Raw genomic sequence first — 21,016 nt, 5'->3', positions numbered from 1 at the left:
GGTGACAGTCACCGAGGTCCGTCTTCGGCTCCCCCGCCAGACGGATCATCCTCACCCGACACGTCCCGCACAGCAGCACAGTCGTCCCCCCAGCGGAAAGCATGGGCGGGCCCCCTCCGCATTTCCGGGACACGGACGCGCATTCTCCAGCGGTGTGCCCGGGGAAAGGACGCGACGCCATGTCGGAAGCCGTCACTCGTTCGGGCAAGACGCCCGTCGCGCGCCCCGAGCTGCTCGCCTCGCTCGACCCGCTGCTGCGTACGTGGCTGCCCCGGCAGCGCTGGTTCGCGGGCAAGGGCCGGCCGGTGAGCGGCTTCACGACGGTGTCGGCGACCGAGCTGCTGCCGCTGACGGCGTCCCCAGGACCCGGACTGCTGCATCTCCTGGTCCGGGTCGACCAGGACGGCGCCCCGGGCGACACCTACCAGCTCCTCCTCGGTGTCCGGCGCACCCTGCCCCCGTATCTCGCACCGGCCCTCATCGGCCGCCCCGCGTCGGGCCCGCTGCACGGGTTCACCGTGTACGAGGGGCTGCACGACCCCCGGCTCGCCGATCTGCTCCTGGAGGCGCTGCGGACCCGGGCCCGGATCGGTGACCTGCGCTTCGACCGGGCGAACGGCACCGAGATCGGTGCCGGTCTGGTGGCACGGGTACTGGGCAGCGAGCAGTCCAACTCGTCGCTGGTCTACGGCGATTCGTTCATTCTCAAGCTGTTCCGGCGGATCGTGCCGGGCACCAACCCGGACCTGGAACTGCCGCTCGCGCTGGCCCGCGAGGGCTGCGGACGGGTGCCGCCGCCGACGGCCTGGTTCGTGGCGAACGACGCCGACGACAGCGCGGGCTCCGGGGACACGGCACTGGTCCTGGGCGTACTCCAGCCGTTCCTCAAGGGGGCGACGGACGGCTGGGAGCTGGCGCTGCGCGAGCTGGCCCGGGGCGCCGACTTCACCCCCGAGGCACGGGCCCTGGGCCGGGTGACCGCCGAGGTGCACGGGGCGCTCGCCCACGCACTGCCCCAGGTCACGCTAGGGCGCGCCCGGATCACCCTCCTCGCCCGGGACATGGCGGAACGCCTCGACGCGACCGCACAGGCGGTACCCGCACTGCGGCCGTACGCGCCGGGACTGCGCACCGCCTTCGACGCGCTCGGTGCCCTGGGCGCCGACGGCCCGCCCTGGACCGCGCAGCGCATCCACGGCGATCTCCATCTGGGGCAGTGTCTGCGGTCCCCGGACGGCGAGTGGTCGCTGATCGACTTCGAGGGCGAGCCCGCGCGTCCGCTGGCCGAGCGCCGGCTGCCGCAGCCCACGGTCCGCGACATCGCGGGGATACTCCGCTCCTTCGACTACGCGGCCCGCTCGCACCGGCCATGGGCACCCGAGTGGGCGGCGGACTGCCGGGCGGCGTACTGCTCCGGTTACGCGGAGGTGTCGGGGACGGATCCCCGTACCGAGCCGGTGCTGCTGCGGGCCTACGAGACGGACAAGGCGGTGTACGAGGTCCTGTACGAGGCGCGTCACCGGCCGGACTGGCTTGCGGTACCGCTCTCCGCCGCGGAGCGCCTGGCGGCTGGCCCGACCGGTTCTCGGCGTCCGTGATCCTGCGGTGCCGGTGTTTCCCACCCACCCACCCAAGAGATTGATTGGCTCGCCCCTTCCACCCTCCCCCGAAACAAGAGATTGAGGCATCCCCCGTGACTCCTCGTTCATCGTCCGAGAGCACACCTAAGAAGTCCGCGAAGGGGGCGGGTAAGAGCGCTCCCAAGAAGGTTCCGAAGGCGAAGACTGCCAAGGCGAAGGCCGCCAAGGTGGCGGCGCCCGAGTTGCCGGGGCAGGTCGGGCGTGGTGGTGGGGCGGCTTCCGGCGGGGCGGTGCCGGCTTCCGTGGCCCCCGGGCCCGACGACCGGTGGCGGCTGCTCGCCGGGATGCACCATGATCCGCACGCCGTGCTCGGGGCACATCCCGTCGACGGGGGTTTCGCGGTGCGGGTGCTGCGCCCGTACGCGCTCGGGGTGAGCCTCCAGCTCGACGGCAAGCGGATCTCCCTCGACGACAACGGTGACGGGTTCTTCTCCGCGCTGCTCCCCGGTACCGAGCCGCCGAAGTACCGACTGCTCGTCTCGTACCAGGACGCCGAGATCGAGACGGCCGACGCGTACCGCATGCTGCCCGCGCTCGGCGACTTCGATCTGCATCTGATCGGCGAAGGGCGCCACGAGCAGCTCTGGGACGCGCTCGGGGCGCGGCCCATGACGCACCAGGGCGTCACCGGCACCCGGTTCACGGTGTGGGCGCCGAACGCGCGCGGGGTCCGCGTCATCGGCACCTTCAACTACTGGGACGGTGCGGGCCACCCGATGCGCTCCCTGGGCGCCACGGGTGTGTGGGAGCTGTTCGTGCCGGGTGTCGGCGAGGGCGAGCAGTACAAGTTCGAGATCGCCCGGCCCGACGGCTCCCTCACGCAGCGCTCCGACCCGATGGCCCGCCACACCGAAGTGCCCCCGGCCAACGCCTCGGTCATCGATGTCTCACGGTACGAGTGGCGCGATCAGGAGTGGATCGCGCGACGCGGGCAGCAGCCGGTCCACGCCTCGGCCTTCTCCGTGTACGAGGTCCATCTTCCGTCCTGGAGGCCGGGATTGACGTACCGTCAGCTCGCTGATCAGTTGCCGTCCTACGTCAACGACCTCGGGTTCACGCATGTCGAGTTGATGCCCGTCGCCGAGCACCCCTTCGGCGGGTCCTGGGGCTACCAGGTCACCGGGTTCTACGCGCCGACCTCCCGGATGGGCACCCCGGACGACTTCAAGTATCTGATCGACGCGCTGCACCGGGCCGGTATCGGCGTCCTGATGGACTGGGTGCCCGCGCACTTCCCGCGCGACGACTGGGCCCTCGCCGAGTTCGACGGACGCCCCCTGTACGAGCACGAGGACCCGTCACGGGCCGCGCACCCGGACTGGGGCACCCTCGAATTCGACTACGGCCGCAAGGAGGTCCGTAACTTCCTGGTCGCCAACGCGGTGTTCTGGTGCGAGGAGTTCCACATCGACGGACTGCGGGTCGACGCGGTGGCCTCGATGCTGTACCTCGACTACTCGCGCGAGCCCGGCCAGTGGACGCCGAACGAGCACGGTGGCCGCGAGAACCTCGACGCGGTGGCCTTCCTCCAGGAGATGAACGCCACGGTCTACCGCCGGGTGCCCGGTGTCGTCACCATCGCCGAGGAGTCCACCGCCTGGGACGGGGTCACCCGCCCCACCCATCTCGTCGGCGCCGGCGGCTTCGGCGGGCTCGGGTTCGGCCTGAAGTGGAACATGGGCTGGATGCACGACTCCCTCGGCTATGTCGCACACGAGCCGGTGCACCGCAAGTACCACCACCACGAGATGACGTTCTCGATGGTGTACGCGTACAGCGAGAACTACGTTCTGCCGATCTCGCACGACGAAGTAGTGCACGGCAAGCGGGCGTTGGTGTCGAAGATGCCGGGCGACTGGTGGCAGCAGCGCGCCAACCACCGGGCCTACCTGGGCTTCATGTGGGCCCACCCCGGTAAGCAACTCCTGTTCATGGGGCAGGAGTTCGCACAGGGCGCCGAGTGGTCGGAGGCGCACGGCCCGGACTGGTGGGTCCTCGACCCGTCGTACTCGGCCGAGCCCGACCACCGGGGCGTCCGCGATCTCGTCCGGGACCTCAACACCGTCTACCGCGCCGAACCCGCCCTGTGGCAGCGGGACACGGACCCCGCCGGCTTCTCATGGGTCATCGGAGACGCCGCCGAGGACAACGTCTTCGCCTTCCTGCGTCTGGACGCCGAAGGGCAACCACTCCTCGCGGTGTCCAACTTCTCGCCGGTGGTGCGGTACGAGTACCCGCTGGGGGTGTCGGAGGATGTCACGGCGTGGCAGGAGGTCCTCAACACCGACGCCGAGCGGTACGGGGGGAGCGGGGTTGCCAACCCCGCTCCCGTGAAACCGGATGCCGCGGGATTGCGGGTCACCCTGCCTCCGCTCGGTACCGTCTGGTTCCGGCCCGCCTGACGTACCGTCACGGGGCTCCGCCCCGAACCCCGGTCCTCAAACGCCGGACGGGCTGAATAATCGGCCTCCGGCCTCGTCCTCAAACGCCGGACGGGCTGAAAAGATACAGGCCGTCCGGCGCCCTGATCCCGGTTCTCACACGCCGGACGGGCTGAAAAGAAACAGGCCGTCCGGCGTTACGACAGCGGGTTCTCCCCGGTGTGCACCACGCCCAGTGACTGGGTCGTCCTTGTCAGAGCCACGTACAGGTCGCTCGTGCGGTACTCGCTCGGTTCCACCACGATCACCGTGTCGAACTCCAGGCCCTTCGACTGGCGTGGGTCGAGCAGGACTACCGGGTGGGTCAGGTCCGGTTCGGTGCCCGCCGTGATGCCGGGGAGTTCGGCGGCCAGTGCCTCGTGCAGGGTGCGCGGGGCGATCACCGCGAGCCGGCCCTCGGTGGGCTGATGACCGCGTACCGCGTCCGCGACCGTCGCGGGCAGCTTGTCCGGTGAGGTTGCCCGGAACCAGGGGCGCTCACCCGTGGACCGTACCGAACGCGGCGGTTCGAAGCCGGGGTGGTCCGTGCGCAGGACGGCCGCCGCGACCTCCATGATCTCGGACGGGGTGCGGTAGTTGACGTCGAGCCGGGTGTGTTCGTAGCGGTCGCCCACGTACGGCGCGAGGATCCGCTCCCAGGAGCCGACCCCTGCCTCGTCGGCGGTCTGCGCGGGGTCGCCGACCAGGGTCATGGAACGGGTCGGGGAGCGCCGCATCAGCAGCCGCCATGCCATCGCCGACAGTTCCTGCGCCTCGTCCACGATGATGTGCCCGAACGCCCAGGTCCGGTCCACCGCCGCCCGTTCGGCCGCGCTCCGGTGGTCGGTCTCCTCGTGCCGCTCGGCCATCCGTTCCGCGTCGATGATGTCGTGCGCGGCGAGGATCTCGGAGTCCTCCTCGTCCTTGTCGTCGAACTCGTAGGTCCGGGACGCGTACGACACATCGAGGACACCCTGCGCGTACGCGATCTGCCGGCGCCGCTCCTGCTCGGCCGCCGTACGGGCCGTCCGGTCGTCCTCGCCGAGGAGTTCGGCGGCCTCGTCAAGGAGCGGCACGTCCGCCGGGGTCCAGTCGGGCCAGGTGCCGGGGCGGGTGGTGCGCCGGATCGCCGCCGCGTCCTCGTCGGACAGGTGGGTCGGCGCCGCGAAGAAGTCGGCGAGCAGCCGCTGCGGGGTGAGCCGGGGCCACAACTCCTCGATGGCGGCGTGCACTTCGGGGTTGGCGTCGAGTTCCTCGCGGATCTGGGTGAGGTCGCTCGGGTCGAGCAGCAGCGACCCGTCGTAGGGGTCTGTGCCGATGCGTTCGGCGAGCATGTCGGTCAGGGTGTTGAGGATGCGACCCTCGAAGTACTCGCGGGCCACGTTGTGCGGCAGCCCGGCCTCGCGGGTGCGGTCCCGGGCGACCCGGACGAGACCCGCGTCGAGCGCCAGGATGTTCCGGTCGTGCTCGATCGCGATCACCGGGTCGGGCAGCGCCTGCCGGTCCGCGACGACCGCCGCGAGGACGTCCGCCATCTCCGCGCGGCCCTTGACCTCGGCGGCGCGCGGGCTGTCCGTACCGGTGGCGTGGACCCCGGGATACAACTCGCCCACGGTCGACAGGAGCACCCCGGTCTCGCCGAGCGAGGGCAGCACCTCGCCGATGTAGCCGAGGAACGCCGGGTTCGGCCCGACGATCAGCACCGCGCGTCGGGCGAGCAGTTCCCGGTGCTCGTAGAGGAGATACGCGGCCCGGTGCAGCACGACCGCCGTCTTGCCGGTGCCGGGGCCGCCCTCCACGACCAGGACGCCTCGGTGCGGGGCGCGGATGATGCGGTCCTGCCCGGCCTGGATGGTCCGCACGATGTCGGCCATCCGACCGGTGCGCGCCGCGTTCAGCGCGGCCAGGAGTACGGCGTCCCCGGTCGGGTCCTCGTACCCGGTGCGGGTGGTGTCGCCGAGGTCGAGGATCTCGTCGTGCAGCGCCGTGACCGCACGGCCCTCGGTGGTCAGATGTCTGCGGCGGCGCAGCCCCATCGGGGTGTGGCCGGTCGCGAGATAGAAGGGGCGGGCGACCGGCGCGCGCCAGTCGATGAGGACCGGGGTGCGGTTCTCGTCGTCCTCGCGGACGCCGATCCGTCCGATGTGGTGGCTGGTGCCCGATGTGAGGTCGATACGGCCGAAGCAGAGCGAACCGTCGACGGCGTTCAGCGCGGCGAGGAACCCCGATCGCTCCGCGACCAGGATGTCCCGCTCAAGGCGCGCCTGAAGGCCGTTGCCGACGGGTTCGAGTGCGCCCGCGACGGACTGTTCGGCGCCGCCGCGCAGCTTGTCGACCCGCGCGTACAGCGCGTCGATGAATTCCTGCTCGACGCGCAATTCCGAATTTGACAATTCCACTCCCGCCCGGATATGCTGTGCTCAGCAAACTTCCGCGACTTGATGACTTAATAGCGAACATGAAGTCGCGAAACATTGAATATACGCAGAGAAATCCCCCGGCTGTCAATTCACCGGGGGATTTCTTTACGTTCGGGCTTCGTGCTTCGGGCGTGGGTCTGGTCGCTCAGCCCTCGGGCTGCATCGCGCAGAAGACGGCGCCCCACGGGTCCTGGAAACCGGCGAGCCGTCCCCACGGGGTCGGCATCGGCTCCAGGACGACCGTGCCGCCCGCCTTGGTGTGCGTGGCGGTGGTGGCGTCGAGGTCGGACACGGCGAAGGTGGTCATCCAGTGCGGGGGCACATCCGCCGGGAAGCGGGTCGCCATGTCGCCGAGGCCGCCGACCGGGCGCTCGCTGTCGGACGCCGGGTACAGCGCGAGATAGCCGTCGCCGCCCTCCTCGCCGACCGGGCGGGCCGTGAGACCGAACGCGGCCTGGTAGAAGGCCGCCGCCGCCGGTACGTCGCGGGTGTTGCACTCGTTCCAGAGCACGGTGCCCGGCTCGTTGACCAGTCCGGCGCCGAAGAACTCCTTGTGTCCCCAGACGCCGAAGACGGCGCCCGTCGGGTCGGCCGCGACGGCCATCCGGCCCATCGGGCCCACGTCGTCCGGGCCGAACAGGATCGTGCCGCCCGCCTCGCTGATCCGGCTGACGGTGGCGTCCGCGTCGTCGGTGGCCAGATAGGTCGTCCACACGTGCGGCGGCTCCGGCTGGCCCTCCGGGGCCATCGCCGGTCCGATGCCCGCGACCGGCCTGCCGTTCTTCTGCACCACCGCGTAGCCGCCGAACTCGGCGGGGCCCGGCTCGCCCCGCCAGCCGAACAGTTGGCCGTAGAAGTCGAGGGCCGCGCGCTGGTCCTTGGCCATCAGGTCGACCCAACAGGGGGTGCCGGGTGCGTAGGGTTCGTTGATCTCGGGCATGAGCGGGGCCTCCGGAGTGGAACTGGGCGGGTCGGTTCTGGGTCCCCGTCCTTCACTCTGGCACGGCCCCGGTGCCTTGTCCTGACGGCGACCGGGCCCCCGGCGCCGCCGGTCAGACGACGTCGGCCAGCTCCTCCAGGAGCCTCCGCTTGGGGCGGGCGCCGACCAGGGACTTCACGGGTTCGCCGGCGCGGAACACCATGAGGGTGGGCATCGAGAGGACCCCGTACGCGAGGGTCGTCTCCGGGTTGGTGTCGACGTCGATCTGCACCACCTTCATACGATGCGCCTCCTCACGGGCCACCGCGCTCAGCACCGGCGCGATCTGCCGGCACGGCGGGCACCAGTCGGCCGTGAACTCGACGAGTACGGGAAGCTCGGCGCGGAGCACCTCGTCGGCGAAGTCGGTATCCGTCACCGCGGGCACGCCATCGGCCTTGATCATGTCGTCCGGTTTCCTTCCGTGAGTGTCTCCGTGGGGAACACGGCACACAGGGGTTCCGGACCGCCCGGAACCTCGGCGTCGGCGGCCAGCTCGTCACGAGCCCGCTCGGCCCGCTCCAACTGGGCTCCGACCTCGGCGCGTACGCTCTGCAACTCGGCGATCACCGAGTCGAGTTCGGCGAGTTTGCGGCGGTAGACGGCGAGAGACGCGGGGCAGGTGTCGCCCTCGGGGTGCCCTTCACGCAGACACTCCACGAAGGGCCGCGTCTCCTCCAGATCGAACCCGAAGTCCTGAAGGGTACGGATCTGCTGGAGCAGCCGGAGATCGTCCTCGTCGTATACGCGGTACCCATTGCCTCCGCGACGCGCGGGCAGCAGCCCCCGGGACTCGTAGTACCGCAAGGTCCGAGGCGTGGTCCCGGCCCTGTCGGCCAACTCACCAATACGCATGTCCGCGACGCTAAACCCTGCCCCTGACGTCAGAGCAACCCTCCCCCACCGGCGCCCCCACCCAAGCCAAGACCACCCTCACACTCCCGAAGCGACCCGCACCGGGGGGTCCACCGCCGTCTCATCACGTCAGCGCGAGTTCAGCACACACCCGCACAGCGATCCCCCGCCCGAACTTCTTCCCGCCGCCACGGCGGGACGCCCAAACCCGCCGGGTCCGGCGGAATCCCCACTCCCCCACGGGGAACCGGGGCGCTCCCGCCCCCGGCACCGGAGGTCTGTCTCCGCCGCTGCGGCGGGACGCCGAACCCGCCGGGTCCGGCGGAATCACCCCGGCGCCCGCCCGGGATCACGGCGAAGCCGTGTGTCAGGCTCCGGTCTCGGGTCGGCCCTCGCGGAGGGACTCCACGGTGGTGGCCCAGCTCTCGCCGGCCCGCCCCTCCGCGATCGCCCGCGCGGCAACCGCCTGGATCGCGCGGAGCGCCCCCGTGTCGAGACCCCGCCGCTCCGACGCCTCCACCAGGTGGTCCACGGCCGCCGCCATCATCCCCAGGTTCGCCGCGTCGCCGGGATACTCGCCCGCGTCGATGTCCCGCGCCGACCCGGCCACGATCGGCGGCATGATGCCGGTGATCGTGTCGAGGTACGGCGCCAACTCCGTCGCGGAAACTCCGTCCGCCGCCGCCAGCGCGAACGCGTGCGTCATCCCCGCCATGCTCCCGTAGAAGTAGTCGAGCAGCGCGAAGTCGTACACCGCGGCCTTCCCCGCGTCGGCGCCCACGTACGCCGACCGCCCGCCCAGCGCCCCGAGCACACCCTCGTACCGCTCGAAGACCTCCCGCGCGCCGCTGTAGAAGATCAGCGTCTCGGGCCGTCCGATCACCGGGACCGGCACCATGATCGCCCCGTCCAGATAGGCGATGTCCCGCTTGGCCGCCCACTCGGCGGCCTCCCGCGCCCGTTCCGGGCTGTCCGATGTGAGGTTGACCAGGACCCGGCCGCCGCCGGACAGTTCCTGAGCCGTCTGGTCGGCAATCGCCTGCGCCGCGTCGTAGTCGACCACGCAGATCACGATCACCTCCCCCGCCCGTACGGCCTCCGCCGCGCTCGCCGCACCGTGCGCGCCCTCCGCCACCAACTCGTCGGCCCGGCCGGGCGACCGGTTCCACACCGTCGTCGGATGGCCCGCGCGCAAAAAGGCGCCCGCCAGCGCTCGCCCCATCGCACCCAACCCGAGCACACTCACCGGCGCCTTCGAAGCGTCAACGGCGTCAGCAGTCAATGACATAGCGGGACTTCCCTCGTTCAGTAAGGCCGCGCGAGCGGACCGGAATCTGGTCCCCCGATCCTCATCCGTACCGCGCAACCCAACAAGTACCGACTAAATAGTCAGGTACTCACCAGAAGGTAAGTGTGGAGCCCAGAGGCATCCCCGTACCAACGACCCTCCCCCTTCAAGAAGTTGACGGTGCACAGCCATTGACCGCCCTGGTTGCTTCATCTACAAAATCTGAGAGCGCTCTCAAAACCCCCCTCCGGAGGTGTTCCATGAACACGACCGCTCCCCCACGCCCCCCACACACCAGACACGCCACCCCCCGCGCGATCCTCGCCGCCGCACTCGCCGCCGTCCTCTCGCTCGCCGCCCTGATGTACGGCGGTCCGGCCGAAGGCGCCGTACCCCCGCCAGGACCCGGCTGGACCACGCAGTGGAGCGACGACTTCAACGGCTCGGCCGGTACGCTCCCGTCGTCCGCGAACTGGCAGATCGACACCGGCCACGGCTACCCGGGCGGCCCCGGCAACTGGGGCACCGGTGAGATCCAGAACTACACCAACTCGACCAACAACCTCAGCCTCGACGGCAGCGGCAATCTGAAGATCACCCCGCTCAAGGACGGCGCGGGCAACTGGACTTCGGCCCGTATCGAGACCAAGCGCGCCGACTTCAAGGCCCCGGCCGGCGGCACCCTCGCCATCGAGGGCCGCATCCAGATGCCCAACGTCACCGGCGACCAGGCACTCGGCTACTGGCCGGCCTTCTGGGCGCTCGGCCAGCCCTACCGCGGCAACTACTGGAACTGGCCCGCCATCGGCGAGTTCGACATCATGGAGAACGTCAACGGCATCAACTCCGTGTGGGGCGTGCTCCATTGCGGCGTGAACCCGGGCGGCCCGTGCAACGAGACCACCGGCATCGGCGCCAGCCGCACCTGCCCCGGCGCGAGTTGCCAGTCCGCGTTCCACACGTACCGCTTCGAGTGGGACCGTTCGGTGAGCCCGAACCAACTGCGCTGGTACGTCGACGGGCAGCAGTTCCACAGCGTCTCCGAGAACAGCATGGACGCCACCTCGTGGGCCAACATGACCAGCCACGCGGGGTACTTCATCCTGCTGAACGTCGCCATGGGCGGCGCCTTCCCTGACGCGCTCGGCGGGCCGACCCCGACCGCAGCGACCGTCTCGGGCCGTCCGATGCTGGTCGACTACGTGGCCGTGTCGACCAAGGGCGGAGGCGGCGGCGACCCCACCGACCCGCCCACCGGCAGCGCGACCCGCAATCTGCTGTCGGGCGGCGGCCTGGGCGTCGCGGGCTCCGCGTCCACGGCGACGGTCGCCTCGGCGGGCGGCGGGAACTTCGACGGGACCCCGAACAATCCGCAGACGTTCACGGCGACCGGCGTGAGCGGCACGTACACCGGTGGCTCCACGGCGTTCGACCTGTTCGTGGACTCGGGCTCGACGGTCGCCAACGCCCAACAGGCCAGAGTCAGTTACGACCTCACGGGCGACGGGAGCTGGGACCGTACGGAGACGTACAACTACTTCGCCACCGATCCCGTACCGGGCTATGAGCACTACACACAGGCCAAGGGTCTGAAGTCGGCGACCGGTTCGCTGGGGAACATGAGCAACGGCAAGGTCCGCGTCGAGGTGTGGAACGCGATCGGCAACGGCAGCAGCACCCTCGGCACCGGCAACCAGTCCCAGGTGACCATCCCCTTCAGCTGACCCGCGTCGCAAGCCACTCCCATGCGCTTCGGGCCGGACCCCCTCCCGCGGGGGTCCGGCCCGAAGCGTCGAGCGGTGTGGCGCAAGGGGTGGGGGGACCCCGGGGGGCCTACGCCTTCACCGGCTCCTTCTCGCCGTCGTGCCGCTGCTCCGGCACGTCGTCGCCGGGCTTGCCGCCCGGGTGGTCGGATGCGGGCACCTCGTCCAGCAGGGTTCGCTCGTCGAACGGCAGCTTGCCGGCGAGAACCAGGTCGACCCGTTCGCGGTCGACCTCCTTGGTCCAGACGCCGATCAGCAGGGTGGCGACCGCGTTGCCCGCGAAGTTGGTGAGGGCGCGGGCCTCACTCATGAAGCGGTCGATACCGATGATCAGGCCGACGCCGTCGACCAGCGCTGGCTTGTGGGACTGGAGCCCGCTCGCCAGGACGGCGATACCGGAGCCCGAGACACCCGCCGCGCCCTTCGACGCGATCATCATGAACAGCAGCAGACCGATCTGCTGACCGATACCCATCGGCTGATCCATCGCGTCGGCGATGAACAGGGACGCCATCGTCAGATAGATCATGGTGCCGTCGAGGTTGAACGAGTACCCGGTCGGCACGGTGATGCCGACGACCGGGCGGCTGACCCCCAGGTGCTCCATCTTCGCGATGAGCCGCGGCAGCGCGGACTCCGACGACGAGGTGGAGAGGATCAGCAGGAACTCACGGCCCAGGTACTTCAGCAGGTGCAGGAGATTGACCTTGGCGACCAGGCGGACCAGGGTGCCGAGGACGATCGCGATGAACAGCACACAGGTGACGTAGAAGCCGAGCATGATCGTGGCGAGCGCCTTGAGGGCGTCGACGCCGGTCTCACCAATCACGGCGGCCATCGCGCCGAACGCGCCGACCGGAGCGGCCCACATGATCATCCCGAGTACGCGGAAGACCAGCTTCTGGATGTGCTCGATCCCGCGCAGTACGGGCTCACCGGAGCGGCCCATGGCCTGGAGCGCGAAGCCGACGAGCAGCGCGACCAGGAGTGTCTGGAGCACCTCGCCCATGGTGAAGGCGGAGACCAGTGTGGTCGGGATGACGCCGAGCAGGAAGTCGACGGGACCTTCGCTGGCGCCCTCGGCCGCGGTGTGACCCACACCCTTGACCGCCTCGGTCAGGTGCATACCGTCACCGGGGTGCAGGATGTTTCCGACGAGGAGACCGATGGCGAGGGCCACGACCGACATCGCGAGGAAGTAGGCGAGGGCCAGGCCACCGACCTTGCCGATCTTGGCGGCCTTCCTGACCGATCCGACACCCAGGACGATCGTGCAGAAGATGATGGGGGAGATCATCATCTTGATCAGGGCCACGAAGCCGGTCCCGATCGGCTTCAGCTCCTTGGCGAAGTCCGGCGCGGCGAAACCGACGGCGATGCCGAGGATGACGGCGATGATGACAGAGATGTAGAGATAGTGGGTCCGGTCCCGTTTGGCGGGCGGTGCCACCTGTGTTTCGGCCACGGGGTGCCTCCTTGACGACTTCATCGGCGTGCGCGAAGTTCTGCGATGACCTCGCGAGGGTCGCGAAGAGCAGTGGGGGGCTACCTCGCGGAAGTACGCGCAGTGCGTGCGGCTCACGTCCTGGCGGGCGGATCCCGGTGAATATCTCCCAGGCTGTGAGGGCGGTCACCCTTACGTTCATTTAGTTCACGCTTATACGAGGATGCAGACTGAGTTCATGCGCTTTTTCCGTATGCCACGCCCCCGCAGCCTGGCCGGCCAGCTCTTCGCGATGCAGGCCGTCCTGGTCGCCGTCGTGGTCGCGGGCTGCGCGCTCTTCACGTACATCAGCGACGGCCACCAGGCCCAGCAGGCGGCCCGGCGGCAGGCCGAGGCCGCGGCCCGCGCGGTCGCCGACTCGCCCTCGGTACGGGAGTCCATCCGCGGCACCGACCCGACGAGCACGCTCCAGCCGTACGCGTCCCAGGTGCAGCGGGACACCGGCGTGGACTTCGTCACGATCATGAATCCGCAGGGCATCCGCTGGACGCACCCCGACCCGGCGCAGATCGGCGCGCGGTTCCTCGGGCACACCGCCCCCGCCCTGCGCGGCGACACCTTCGCCGAGACCTACACCGGAACGCTCGGCCCGTCGATCCGCGTGGTGACGCCGATCAACGACAACGGCCGGATCGTCGGTCTGGTAAGCGCCGGGATCACCGTTGACGAGATCAGCGCGCAGGTACGGGGACAGGTGGTCGCGCTGATCGGGGTCGCGGCGGGTGCGCTGGTCCTCGGCGGTATCGGTACGTATGTGATCAACGCCCGGCTACGGCGGTCCACTCATGGCATGAACGCGACCGAGCTGAGCCGGATGCACGACTACCACGAGGCGGCGCTGCACGCGGTGCGCGAGGGGCTGCTGATGCTCGACGGCCGGCGGAGGATCGCGCTCGTCAACGACGGCGGGCGCGAACTGCTCGGGCTCTCCGGTGACCTGGTCGGCCGCTCGGTCGCCGATCTGGGGCTGCCGCCACCGCTCACCGGGGCGCTCCTTTCGGCCGAGCCGCGCGTGGACGAGCTGCACCTCACCGCCGAGCGCGTCCTCGTCGTGAACACCTCACCCGTGTCCACCGGTGAACAGCGCGGCACCGTCGTCACCCTGCGTGACCACACGGAACTCCAGTCCCTGACCGGCGAGCTGGACTCCGAGCGCGGGTTCACGCAGGCCCTGCGCTCCCAGGCGCACGAGGCCGCGAACCGGCTGCACACCGTGGTGTCCCTGATCGAGCTGGGCCGCGCGGACGAGGCCGTCGACTTCGCCACCGCCGAACTCGAACTCGCCCAGGCCCTCACGGACCAGGTGGTCGCGGCCGTCGGGGAGCCGGTCCTCGCGGCCCTGCTCCTGGGCAAGGCGGCCCAGGCCAACGAGCGGGGCGTGGAGCTGGTGGTCTCCCCCGACAGCCGGATGGACGACGGTCTCCTTCCCTCCTCGCTCCCGGCCCGTGACCTGGTGACGGTCCTCGGCAACCTCATCGACAACGCCATGGACGCGGCCCAGGGCACCACGCACGCCACGGTCACCGTCACCGCCCGCGCCGACGACGACGGCCTCCTCCTGCGCGTCGCCGACACCGGCGAGGGCGTGGACCCGGCCCACACGGAAGCCATGTTCGAACGCGGCTGGTCCACCAAGCCCTCAGGCCCGGCAGGCCGGGGCCTGGGCTTGGCACTGGTCCGCCAAACCCTCACGAGAAACAACGGCACACTGGCCGTGACGGAGTCCCAGGAGGGCGGCGGCGCGGAGTTCACAGCCTGGCTCCCCCTCGGTATCTCCGCTCCTGTTGTGGGCAGGCGTTCCGCAGGGCAATGGGGGTCCCCCCGGTCGAGCGAAGCCGAGACTGGGGGAGGGTGGGCACAACCCCAAGTACCGGGTCAGCCGGAAGTAACAGCCACCCCGGAGGGGGAACCACAGGTATGACACCGGCGCCCCCGGACATCCGGGTCCTAGTGGTGGAAGACGACCCCGTCGCCGCAGACGCCCACATGATGTACGTACAAAGAGTCCCCGGCTTCAAGGCGGTCGGCAAAGCCCACACCGCCGCGGAAGCCCGCCGCACCCTGGACCGCGTACCCATCGACCTGCTCCTACTGGACCTGCACCTACCCGACGGCCACGGCCTGGCCCTGGCCCGCTCCCTCCGCGCCGCAGGCCACCACGCCGACGTGATCGCGGTGACGTCGGCCCGCGACCTGGCCATAGTCCGCGAGGGCGTCTCCCTGGGCGTGGTCCAGTACGTACTGAAACCGTTCACTTTCGCAACGCTTCGCGACCGTCTCGTACGGTATTCCGAGTTCCGTACGACGGCGGGCGAGGCCAGCGGCCAGGACGAGGTGGACCGCGCGCTCGCCACGCTGCGGGCCCCGTCACCGGCCGAACTGCCCAAGGGCCTGAGCGCCCCGACCCTCGACCGGGTGATCCGCACCCTGCGCACGGCGACCGACGGCCTGACCGCGGCAGCGGCGGCCGAGTCGGTGGGGATCTCCCGGATCACGGCCCGCCGCTATCTGGAACATCTGGTCACCACGGGCCGCGCGACCCGCAGCCCCCAGTACGGCCAGGTCGGCCGCCCGGAGCTGCACTACCGTTGGCTACGCGGCAGTTGACGGAGTGTCACCTTCGGCACGCTTCCGGCGCACTTTCAGAGGTGCGACCAATGGCGGTACGACGGCCGGGACAACAACGTTGTCACGGTCTCCACTTGGGGCGATGCACGACCATTGACCTTGCCTCGACGGCCGCCCTAGGTTCACCGGGCAGCCAACGAAGGCTCGTAGGAGGTCGTGCCCGTGCGCCCCACCGCCGCCCCACTGCTTCTCGCCGCCGTCCTCGCGGCGTCCACCCTGTCGCTGACCGCCTGCGGAAGCGGGTCCGGGAGCGACTCCGACACCATCAAGGTCGCGTACAACCGGAGTACGGACAACAAGGTCCGGTTCAAGGACGAATACCTCCAGGACATGAAGAGGGAATTCGAGAAGGAACACCCTGGTAAGAAGGTCGAACTCGTCCCGATCCAGGCTCCGGACAACGATTACGCGACCAAGGCGCAGCAGATGATGCGCTCCCCGAAGACCGCTCCCGATCTGGTCTACGAGGACACGTTCCGCATCAACTCCGATATCAAGGCCGGGTATTTGCGCCCGCTCGACGACTATCTCGCGAAGTGGGACACCTGGGACCAGTTCGTCGACACCGCGAAGGCGGCGGCGAAGGCGGAGGACGGCAAGACGTACGGAGTTCCCGACGGTACGGACACCCGGGGACTCTGGTTCAACAAGAAGATCTTCCAGAAGGCCGGGCTGCCAGAGGACTGGGCGCCGAAGAACTGGGACGAGATCCTCGAAGCCGCCCGCACCATCAAGAAGAAGGTGCCCGGCGCGATCCCGCTGAACGTCTACACCGGCAAGGCTCCCGGTGAGGCGGCCGTGATGCAGGGCTTCGAGATGCTGCTGTACGGCACGGGCGACGATCCGCTGTACGACCCGTCCGCGAAGAAATGGGTGACGGGCAGCCAGGGGTTCAAGGACGCGCTCGGCTTCGTGGAGACCGTGTTCGGCGAGAAACTCGGTCCCGATGTGTCGGACTCCCTGGACCCGAATGTCGGCACCACGGTCGCGAATGAGTGGTTCCCGGAGGAAAAGCTCGCGATCTCGCTGGACGGTTCCTGGATGGGCCAGTTCTGGACGGGCAAGGGCACCACCGCATGGCCCGAATGGAAGACGGATCTGGCGCAGGCGCCGATGCCGACGCAGAACGGCCAGGCTCCCGGAAAGGTGTCCATGTCGGGCGGCTGGACCTGGGCCATTCCGCAGAAGGCCGGTAATCCGGATCTCGCGTTCGACTTCATCAAGACGATGCAGACGAAGGAGAACGCGACCCGCTGGGATGTCGTCGGGGCGCAGATCGCGGTCCGTAAGGATGTCGCGGCCGACCCGTCCTATCTGAAGTCGATGCCGGGCATCGAGTTCTTCACCGGTCTCGTCCAGTACACGCACTACCGTCCAGCGCTGCCGGTGTATCCGCAGGTGTCGACGGCGATCGGTGAGGCGATGGAGTCGGTGACGACCGGGGACGCGGACGCGGCGAAGGCCGCGGGGACGTACGACGGGCAGTTGAAGGACCTGGTCGAGGGAGCCGTGGTGACGAAACCGTGAGCGTGGCTCCCACGGTGCGTGAGGCGGGGCGGGCGGCCGGGCGGGGAGCGGGGCGCGGGAAGGGGCGCGGCGCCGCACCTCGTTCCGGGGGCCGGCTCCGCCCCCTGCGGTGGCTGCCGCTGGCCCCGGCGACCGTGCTCCTGCTGCTGTTCCTGGCCGGGCCGATCGCGTACTGCGTCTACATCGCGTTCACGAACATGCAGCTCACCGGCTCGTCGTCGGCGGATTTCGTGGGCTTCGAGAACTTCCGACGGGCGTTCTCGGACCCGAAGTTCCGTAACGCGGTATGGCTGACGCTGGTGTTCACGGTGGTGTCCTCGATCATCGGGCAGAACACGCTGGGGCTCGCGCTGGCCGGCCTGATGCGGCGCGCGTCGAAGCCGGTGCGCACGCTGACCGGGGCGCTGGTGATCGCCGCGTGGGTGCTCCCGGAGATCGTCGCGGCCTTCCTCCTGTACGCGTTCTTCCGCCGAGAGGGCACCCTCAACGCGGTCCTCGACTGGCTCCATCTCCCCACCCAGAACTGGTTGTTCACGCTGCCGATCCTGGCCGTTTCGTTCGCGAACGTGTGGCGCGGTACGGCGTTCTCGATGCTGATCTACTCGGCGGCCCTGTCGGAGATCCCGAAGGAGATCACGGAGGCCGCCGAGGTCGACGGGGCGAACGGTGTGCGCAAGGTGATCCATGTGACGCTGCCGATGATCCGTCGGTCGATCGGCACCAATCTGATGCTCAACACGCTTCAGACGCTGTCGGTGTTCGGGCTGATCTGGGCGATGACCCGGGGCGGGCCCGGGGACCGGTCGACAACGTTGCCCGTGTTCATGTACGACCAGGCGTTCAACAAGAGCCTCATCGGCTACGGCACGGCGGTGGCGCTGCTGCTTCTGCTGGTGGGGGCCCTGTTCTCGGTCGTGTATCTGCGGCTGGCCCGAGCGGAGGTGTGACGCGGATGGCGCTGCGCCGCAAGACCCGTCAGCGACTCGCCGTGGACGCCGCGCTGCTGGTGGCCGCCGTGTCGTTCGCGCTGCCGCTGCTGTGGCTGCTGCTCTCGTCGATCGCGCGGGACGCCGATCTGCGGGTACGGGTGCCGAAGGCGACGACCCTCGACAACTTCTCGGCGGTCCTGACGGACGAGATCACCTTCACGCCGATGCTCAACAGTCTGCTGCTGTGCGGGGGCGCAACGCTGCTCACGGTGGTGTGCGCCGCGCTGGCCGCGTACCCGCTGTCGCGCTACCGCTCCCGCATCACCCGCCCGTACCTCCTCACCGTCCTCTTCTCCACCTGCCTGCCGATCACGGCCGTGATGGTCCCGGTGTACGGGCTGTTCGTGCAGGTCAATCTGATCGACACGATGTACGGTACGGCGTTCTTCCTCGCCACGTCCCAACTGCCGTTCGCCATCTGGCTGATGAAGAACTTCATGGACGGCGTGCCGCTGGTCCTGGAGGAAGCCGCGTGGACGGACGGCGCGTCCTCGCTCCAGACACTGCTGCGGGTGGTGCTGCCGCTGATGGGCCCGGGTCTGACGGTCGTCACGATCTACAGCTTCATCATGATGTGGGGCAACTTCTTCGTCCCCTTCATGCTCCTGCTCTCCCCCGACCAACTCCCCGCATCCGTCTCGATCTTCACCCTCTTCGGCAACTACGGCCAGGTCGCCTACGGCCAACTCGCCGCCTTCTCGATCCTGTACTCGACACCGGTGGTTCTGCTGTACGTGCTGATCGCGCGGCGGCTGGGTGGAGGGTTCGCTTTGGGGGGAGCGGTGAAGGGCTGACGCCGGACGCGGGGCGGCCACCACCGTGTTTGCGTACATGTGCGGCCCGATCCTGTGCACTCGTTCGGGTTCGGTTCAGCTTCAAAACTGGCTCTCACCTCGCCCGGCCCCGTTCGATGTGCCAAAATCGCACCATGGGGACGGAGACGAGCTGGCAGGACGTGGGCGCCCGCATCGGGGAGGCTCGGAGGGCCGCCGGCCTGACGCAAGGGCAATTGGCCGAACGGGTGGGACTCGACCGCACGGCCATTTCCAAGATCGAGAGTGGCACGCGGAGGATCGGTGCGCTCGAATTGACGCGTCTGGCAGACGCCCTGTCGCTTCCGGTTGATCATTTTCTGACCGCGCCCGCACTGGTTCTGTCGAATCGGCAACAAGTGGTCGAGGACGACGAGTCGGAAGCGACAAGATCGGCGTTCCGGACCGAGGCCCTTCTGAGCGCCTGGTTGCGTGATGTGCGACAGCTCCTCGATCTCGGCTTCCTCCTCCCCCGCGACCCATGGCACTACCCTCACCCGGTGGACGGCGCGGAGTCCTACCGGGAGGCCGCCCGGTGGGTGCGTAGCGAGCTGAGATTGCAGAATGGGCAGAATAGTCCGCTCGATTCCATGGCGCCCATTTGTGCGCAACTCGGCCAATGGCCACTGGTTGCGGAGATTCCCGGCGACGGTGCTTCGCTGATTGACGGCGATGTCGCCGTATCGATCATCAGCTTGCGGGGCGACCCTGGACGCCGCCGTGCCACGGCAGCGCATGAGCTGGGGCATCTGGTTTTGGGTGACGCGTATTCGAATGATCTCGGAGTGCATGCGTCCGTCGAGAAACGCGAACAGGCAATTGAGGCATTCGCGGCCGAATTACTACTGCCGCTGGCCGCCATCAACGAATCATGGTCGAGCGACTCGCCCGAGAGAGACCAGCTCATCTACTTTGCGGCAGAGTATCGAGTCTCGTGGAGTCTGGCTCTCGCGCAAGCAAAGAGGGCCGACGTCATCGATCACGCGTCGAGAAATCTCCTCATGGCACGCAAGCCGACTCGTGCGGAGTTCATGCAGGCCATGGGATGGGTCCCGGTTCCCGACCTCTCCGCGGTCCGGGTTGCTCCTGAGTACGCGTCGGCCGTGGTGAAGGCGTACAAGTCCAGGAAATTGTCGCGGGCACGGGCAGTCGAGATGCTGCATGGACAGGTAAATTCTGAAGATCTCCCGAACGAGGAAGATCTGGATTCGTAGCATGCAGCAGATCAATCAGGGCCTGCTCGTCCTGGACGCAACGTTACTGAATCATTCGGCGCGCGCCGACAATATCGACCTTCTGGGCGATTACCTGAAATCCTTTGAGTGCTGGACCACGGAAATTGTTCTCGATGAACTGAAGGTCGGCTATTCTCAGCACGCCACGTTACGACGTGCCGTCGACGCCGACTGGCTGAAGATGGATCCGCTGGATTCGCTGGACGCAATCACCACATACGCCGAATGGAGTCGTAAGGTCGGGGTATCGGAGATGCGGCACAGGGGGGAAGCCAGCATATTCGCCTGCGCTCAACTGCGGCAGGGAATCGCCATCACCGACGACCGCCAAGCAGCATTGGTCGCTGTGGCCAACGGGATCGAGGCGCATGGGTCGCTCTGGCTCCTGGCACGACTGGTCCGCGAGCGCATCATCACGGTCGCCGCCGCGGAGAGCTTCATCGAGGCACTTCTTCAGCAAGAGGCTCGCTTGCCGTGCAGTGGACGCGACTTCGTCCCGTGGTGCGCGGCACATGGAGTTTCGCTCGACTGACTTATCGGTCCGCCCGGCCTGATGGCGACACGGCGGGCCCCGCGCACCATGGTCCAACACCCTGGTGTGCGCCACCCGCCCGTACGAGGCTGTCGCCGCCACGATCGGCGCCTGGGACCATCGAGCACATGGGCAAGCACCGCCGACCCGGCCCACCGAACCAGCCGGGCGGACCTCCTCACACCGGCGGGCCGGCGCGGCCTGACCTCGTTGTTCTGGTCCCACGTCCGGCCCTACGGCGAGGTGTAACTCAACATGACCAGCAGACTCCCGCTCAGCACGAGCTGACCGGTGTCCGGTGTCCGGTGTCCGGTTGGGGATCCCTTACCTACACGGCCTGTGATCCGGCAGGGGTATCACGATCGCCTCGGAACACAGCGCCGCGAGATCCTTGGGCGCCCGAAGCCCGCGCCGATCCGACGTA

16 protein-coding genes are annotated in these 21,016 nt (G+C 68.9%); 10 read left to right on the top strand and 6 right to left on the bottom strand.

What is annotated here, in order from left to right:
• Positions 1 to 179 precede the first annotated feature (179 nt).
• Both ACFVT5_RS28615 and glgB read left to right on the top strand, forming a co-directional pair.
• The gene (locus ACFVT5_RS28615) at positions 180 to 1,598 is read left to right on the top strand and encodes a maltokinase (protein ID WP_389893942.1); all 1,419 of its coding nucleotides are present in this window, start codon (positions 180 to 182) and stop codon (positions 1,596 to 1,598) included.
• A gap of 284 nt (positions 1,599 to 1,882) precedes the next feature.
• Entirely contained in the window at positions 1,883 to 4,042 is a 2,160-nt protein-coding gene (glgB, locus tag ACFVT5_RS28610; RefSeq protein WP_389893941.1) for a 1,4-alpha-glucan branching enzyme, read from the top strand.
• 176 nt (positions 4,043 to 4,218) lie between these two features.
• Here the strand turns inward: glgB and ACFVT5_RS28605 are convergent, their stop codons facing one another.
• From ACFVT5_RS28605 to ACFVT5_RS28585, 5 genes are all read right to left on the bottom strand, one after another.
• On the bottom strand, positions 4,219 to 6,438 hold the full coding sequence (locus ACFVT5_RS28605) for a HelD family protein (protein WP_389893939.1): 2,220 nt from the start codon (positions 6,436 to 6,438) through the stop codon (positions 4,219 to 4,221).
• 187 nt (positions 6,439 to 6,625) lie between these two features.
• The gene (locus ACFVT5_RS28600) at positions 6,626 to 7,420 is read right to left on the bottom strand and encodes a VOC family protein (RefSeq protein ID WP_389893938.1); all 795 of its coding nucleotides are present in this window, start codon (positions 7,418 to 7,420) and stop codon (positions 6,626 to 6,628) included.
• 112 nt (positions 7,421 to 7,532) lie between these two features.
• On the bottom strand, positions 7,533 to 7,865 hold the full coding sequence (gene trxA / locus ACFVT5_RS28595; RefSeq protein WP_389893936.1) for a thioredoxin: 333 nt from the start codon (positions 7,863 to 7,865) through the stop codon (positions 7,533 to 7,535).
• Positions 7,862 to 8,314 carry a MerR family transcriptional regulator gene (locus ACFVT5_RS28590; RefSeq protein ID WP_389893935.1) on the bottom strand — a complete coding sequence of 151 codons (453 nt, stop codon included), beginning with the start codon at positions 8,312 to 8,314 and terminating at the stop codon, positions 7,862 to 7,864. The genes trxA and ACFVT5_RS28590 overlap by 4 nt, the downstream gene beginning before the upstream one ends.
• 367 nt (positions 8,315 to 8,681) lie before the next feature.
• Positions 8,682 to 9,536 carry an NAD(P)-dependent oxidoreductase gene (locus tag ACFVT5_RS28585; protein WP_389893934.1) on the bottom strand — a complete coding sequence of 285 codons (855 nt, stop codon included), beginning with the start codon at positions 9,534 to 9,536 and terminating at the stop codon, positions 8,682 to 8,684.
• Positions 9,537 to 9,862: 326 nt separating this feature from the next.
• Between ACFVT5_RS28585 and ACFVT5_RS28580 the strand changes: the two genes are divergently transcribed.
• Entirely contained in the window at positions 9,863 to 11,326 is a 1,464-nt protein-coding gene (locus tag ACFVT5_RS28580; RefSeq protein ID WP_389893932.1) for a glycoside hydrolase family 16 protein, read from the top strand.
• Between the two features lie 109 nt (positions 11,327 to 11,435).
• Here the strand turns inward: ACFVT5_RS28580 and ACFVT5_RS28575 are convergent, their stop codons facing one another.
• Positions 11,436 to 12,854 carry a cation:dicarboxylate symporter family transporter gene (locus ACFVT5_RS28575; protein ID WP_389893930.1) on the bottom strand — a complete coding sequence of 473 codons (1,419 nt, stop codon included), beginning with the start codon at positions 12,852 to 12,854 and terminating at the stop codon, positions 11,436 to 11,438.
• A 193-nt stretch (positions 12,855 to 13,047) separates the two neighbouring features.
• Between ACFVT5_RS28575 and ACFVT5_RS28570 the strand changes: the two genes are divergently transcribed.
• The 7 genes from ACFVT5_RS28570 (at position 13,048) to ACFVT5_RS28540 (ending at position 20,592) form a co-directional block, all read left to right on the top strand.
• The gene (locus ACFVT5_RS28570) at positions 13,048 to 14,790 is read left to right on the top strand and encodes an ATP-binding protein (RefSeq protein ID WP_389893928.1); all 1,743 of its coding nucleotides are present in this window, start codon (positions 13,048 to 13,050) and stop codon (positions 14,788 to 14,790) included.
• Positions 14,787 to 15,476, top strand: coding sequence for a response regulator (locus tag ACFVT5_RS28565; RefSeq protein WP_389893926.1), 690 nt, complete (start codon positions 14,787 to 14,789; stop codon positions 15,474 to 15,476). The genes ACFVT5_RS28570 and ACFVT5_RS28565 overlap by 4 nt, the downstream gene beginning before the upstream one ends.
• Positions 15,477 to 15,659: 183 nt before the next feature.
• A complete protein-coding gene (locus tag ACFVT5_RS28560; RefSeq protein ID WP_389893924.1) occupies positions 15,660 to 17,024 on the top strand; it encodes an extracellular solute-binding protein in 1,365 nt (454 codons plus the stop codon).
• 104 nt (positions 17,025 to 17,128) lie between these two features.
• Positions 17,129 to 17,971: a carbohydrate ABC transporter permease gene (locus ACFVT5_RS28555; protein ID WP_389894436.1), complete on the top strand. Its 843-nt coding sequence runs from the start codon at positions 17,129 to 17,131 to the stop codon at positions 17,969 to 17,971.
• Positions 17,972 to 17,976: 5 nt separating this feature from the next.
• Positions 17,977 to 18,807, top strand: a complete 831-nt coding sequence (locus ACFVT5_RS28550) for a carbohydrate ABC transporter permease (protein WP_389893922.1) — start codon at positions 17,977 to 17,979, stop codon at positions 18,805 to 18,807.
• Positions 18,808 to 18,941: 134 nt separating this feature from the next.
• A complete protein-coding gene (locus ACFVT5_RS28545; protein ID WP_389893920.1) occupies positions 18,942 to 20,039 on the top strand; it encodes a helix-turn-helix domain-containing protein in 1,098 nt (365 codons plus the stop codon).
• Position 20,040: 1 nt separating this feature from the next.
• Positions 20,041 to 20,592, top strand: coding sequence for a hypothetical protein (locus ACFVT5_RS28540; RefSeq protein ID WP_389893918.1), 552 nt, complete (start codon positions 20,041 to 20,043; stop codon positions 20,590 to 20,592).
• Positions 20,593 to 21,016 lie beyond the last annotated feature (424 nt).

This window comes from Streptomyces sp. NPDC058001 (assembly GCF_042886315.1).
In the GTDB taxonomy this organism is placed as follows: domain Bacteria; phylum Actinomycetota; class Actinomycetes; order Streptomycetales; family Streptomycetaceae; genus Streptomyces.
The sequence above is the reverse complement of the archived record's forward strand: the minus strand, read 5'-3'. Positions and strand labels throughout refer to the sequence as shown.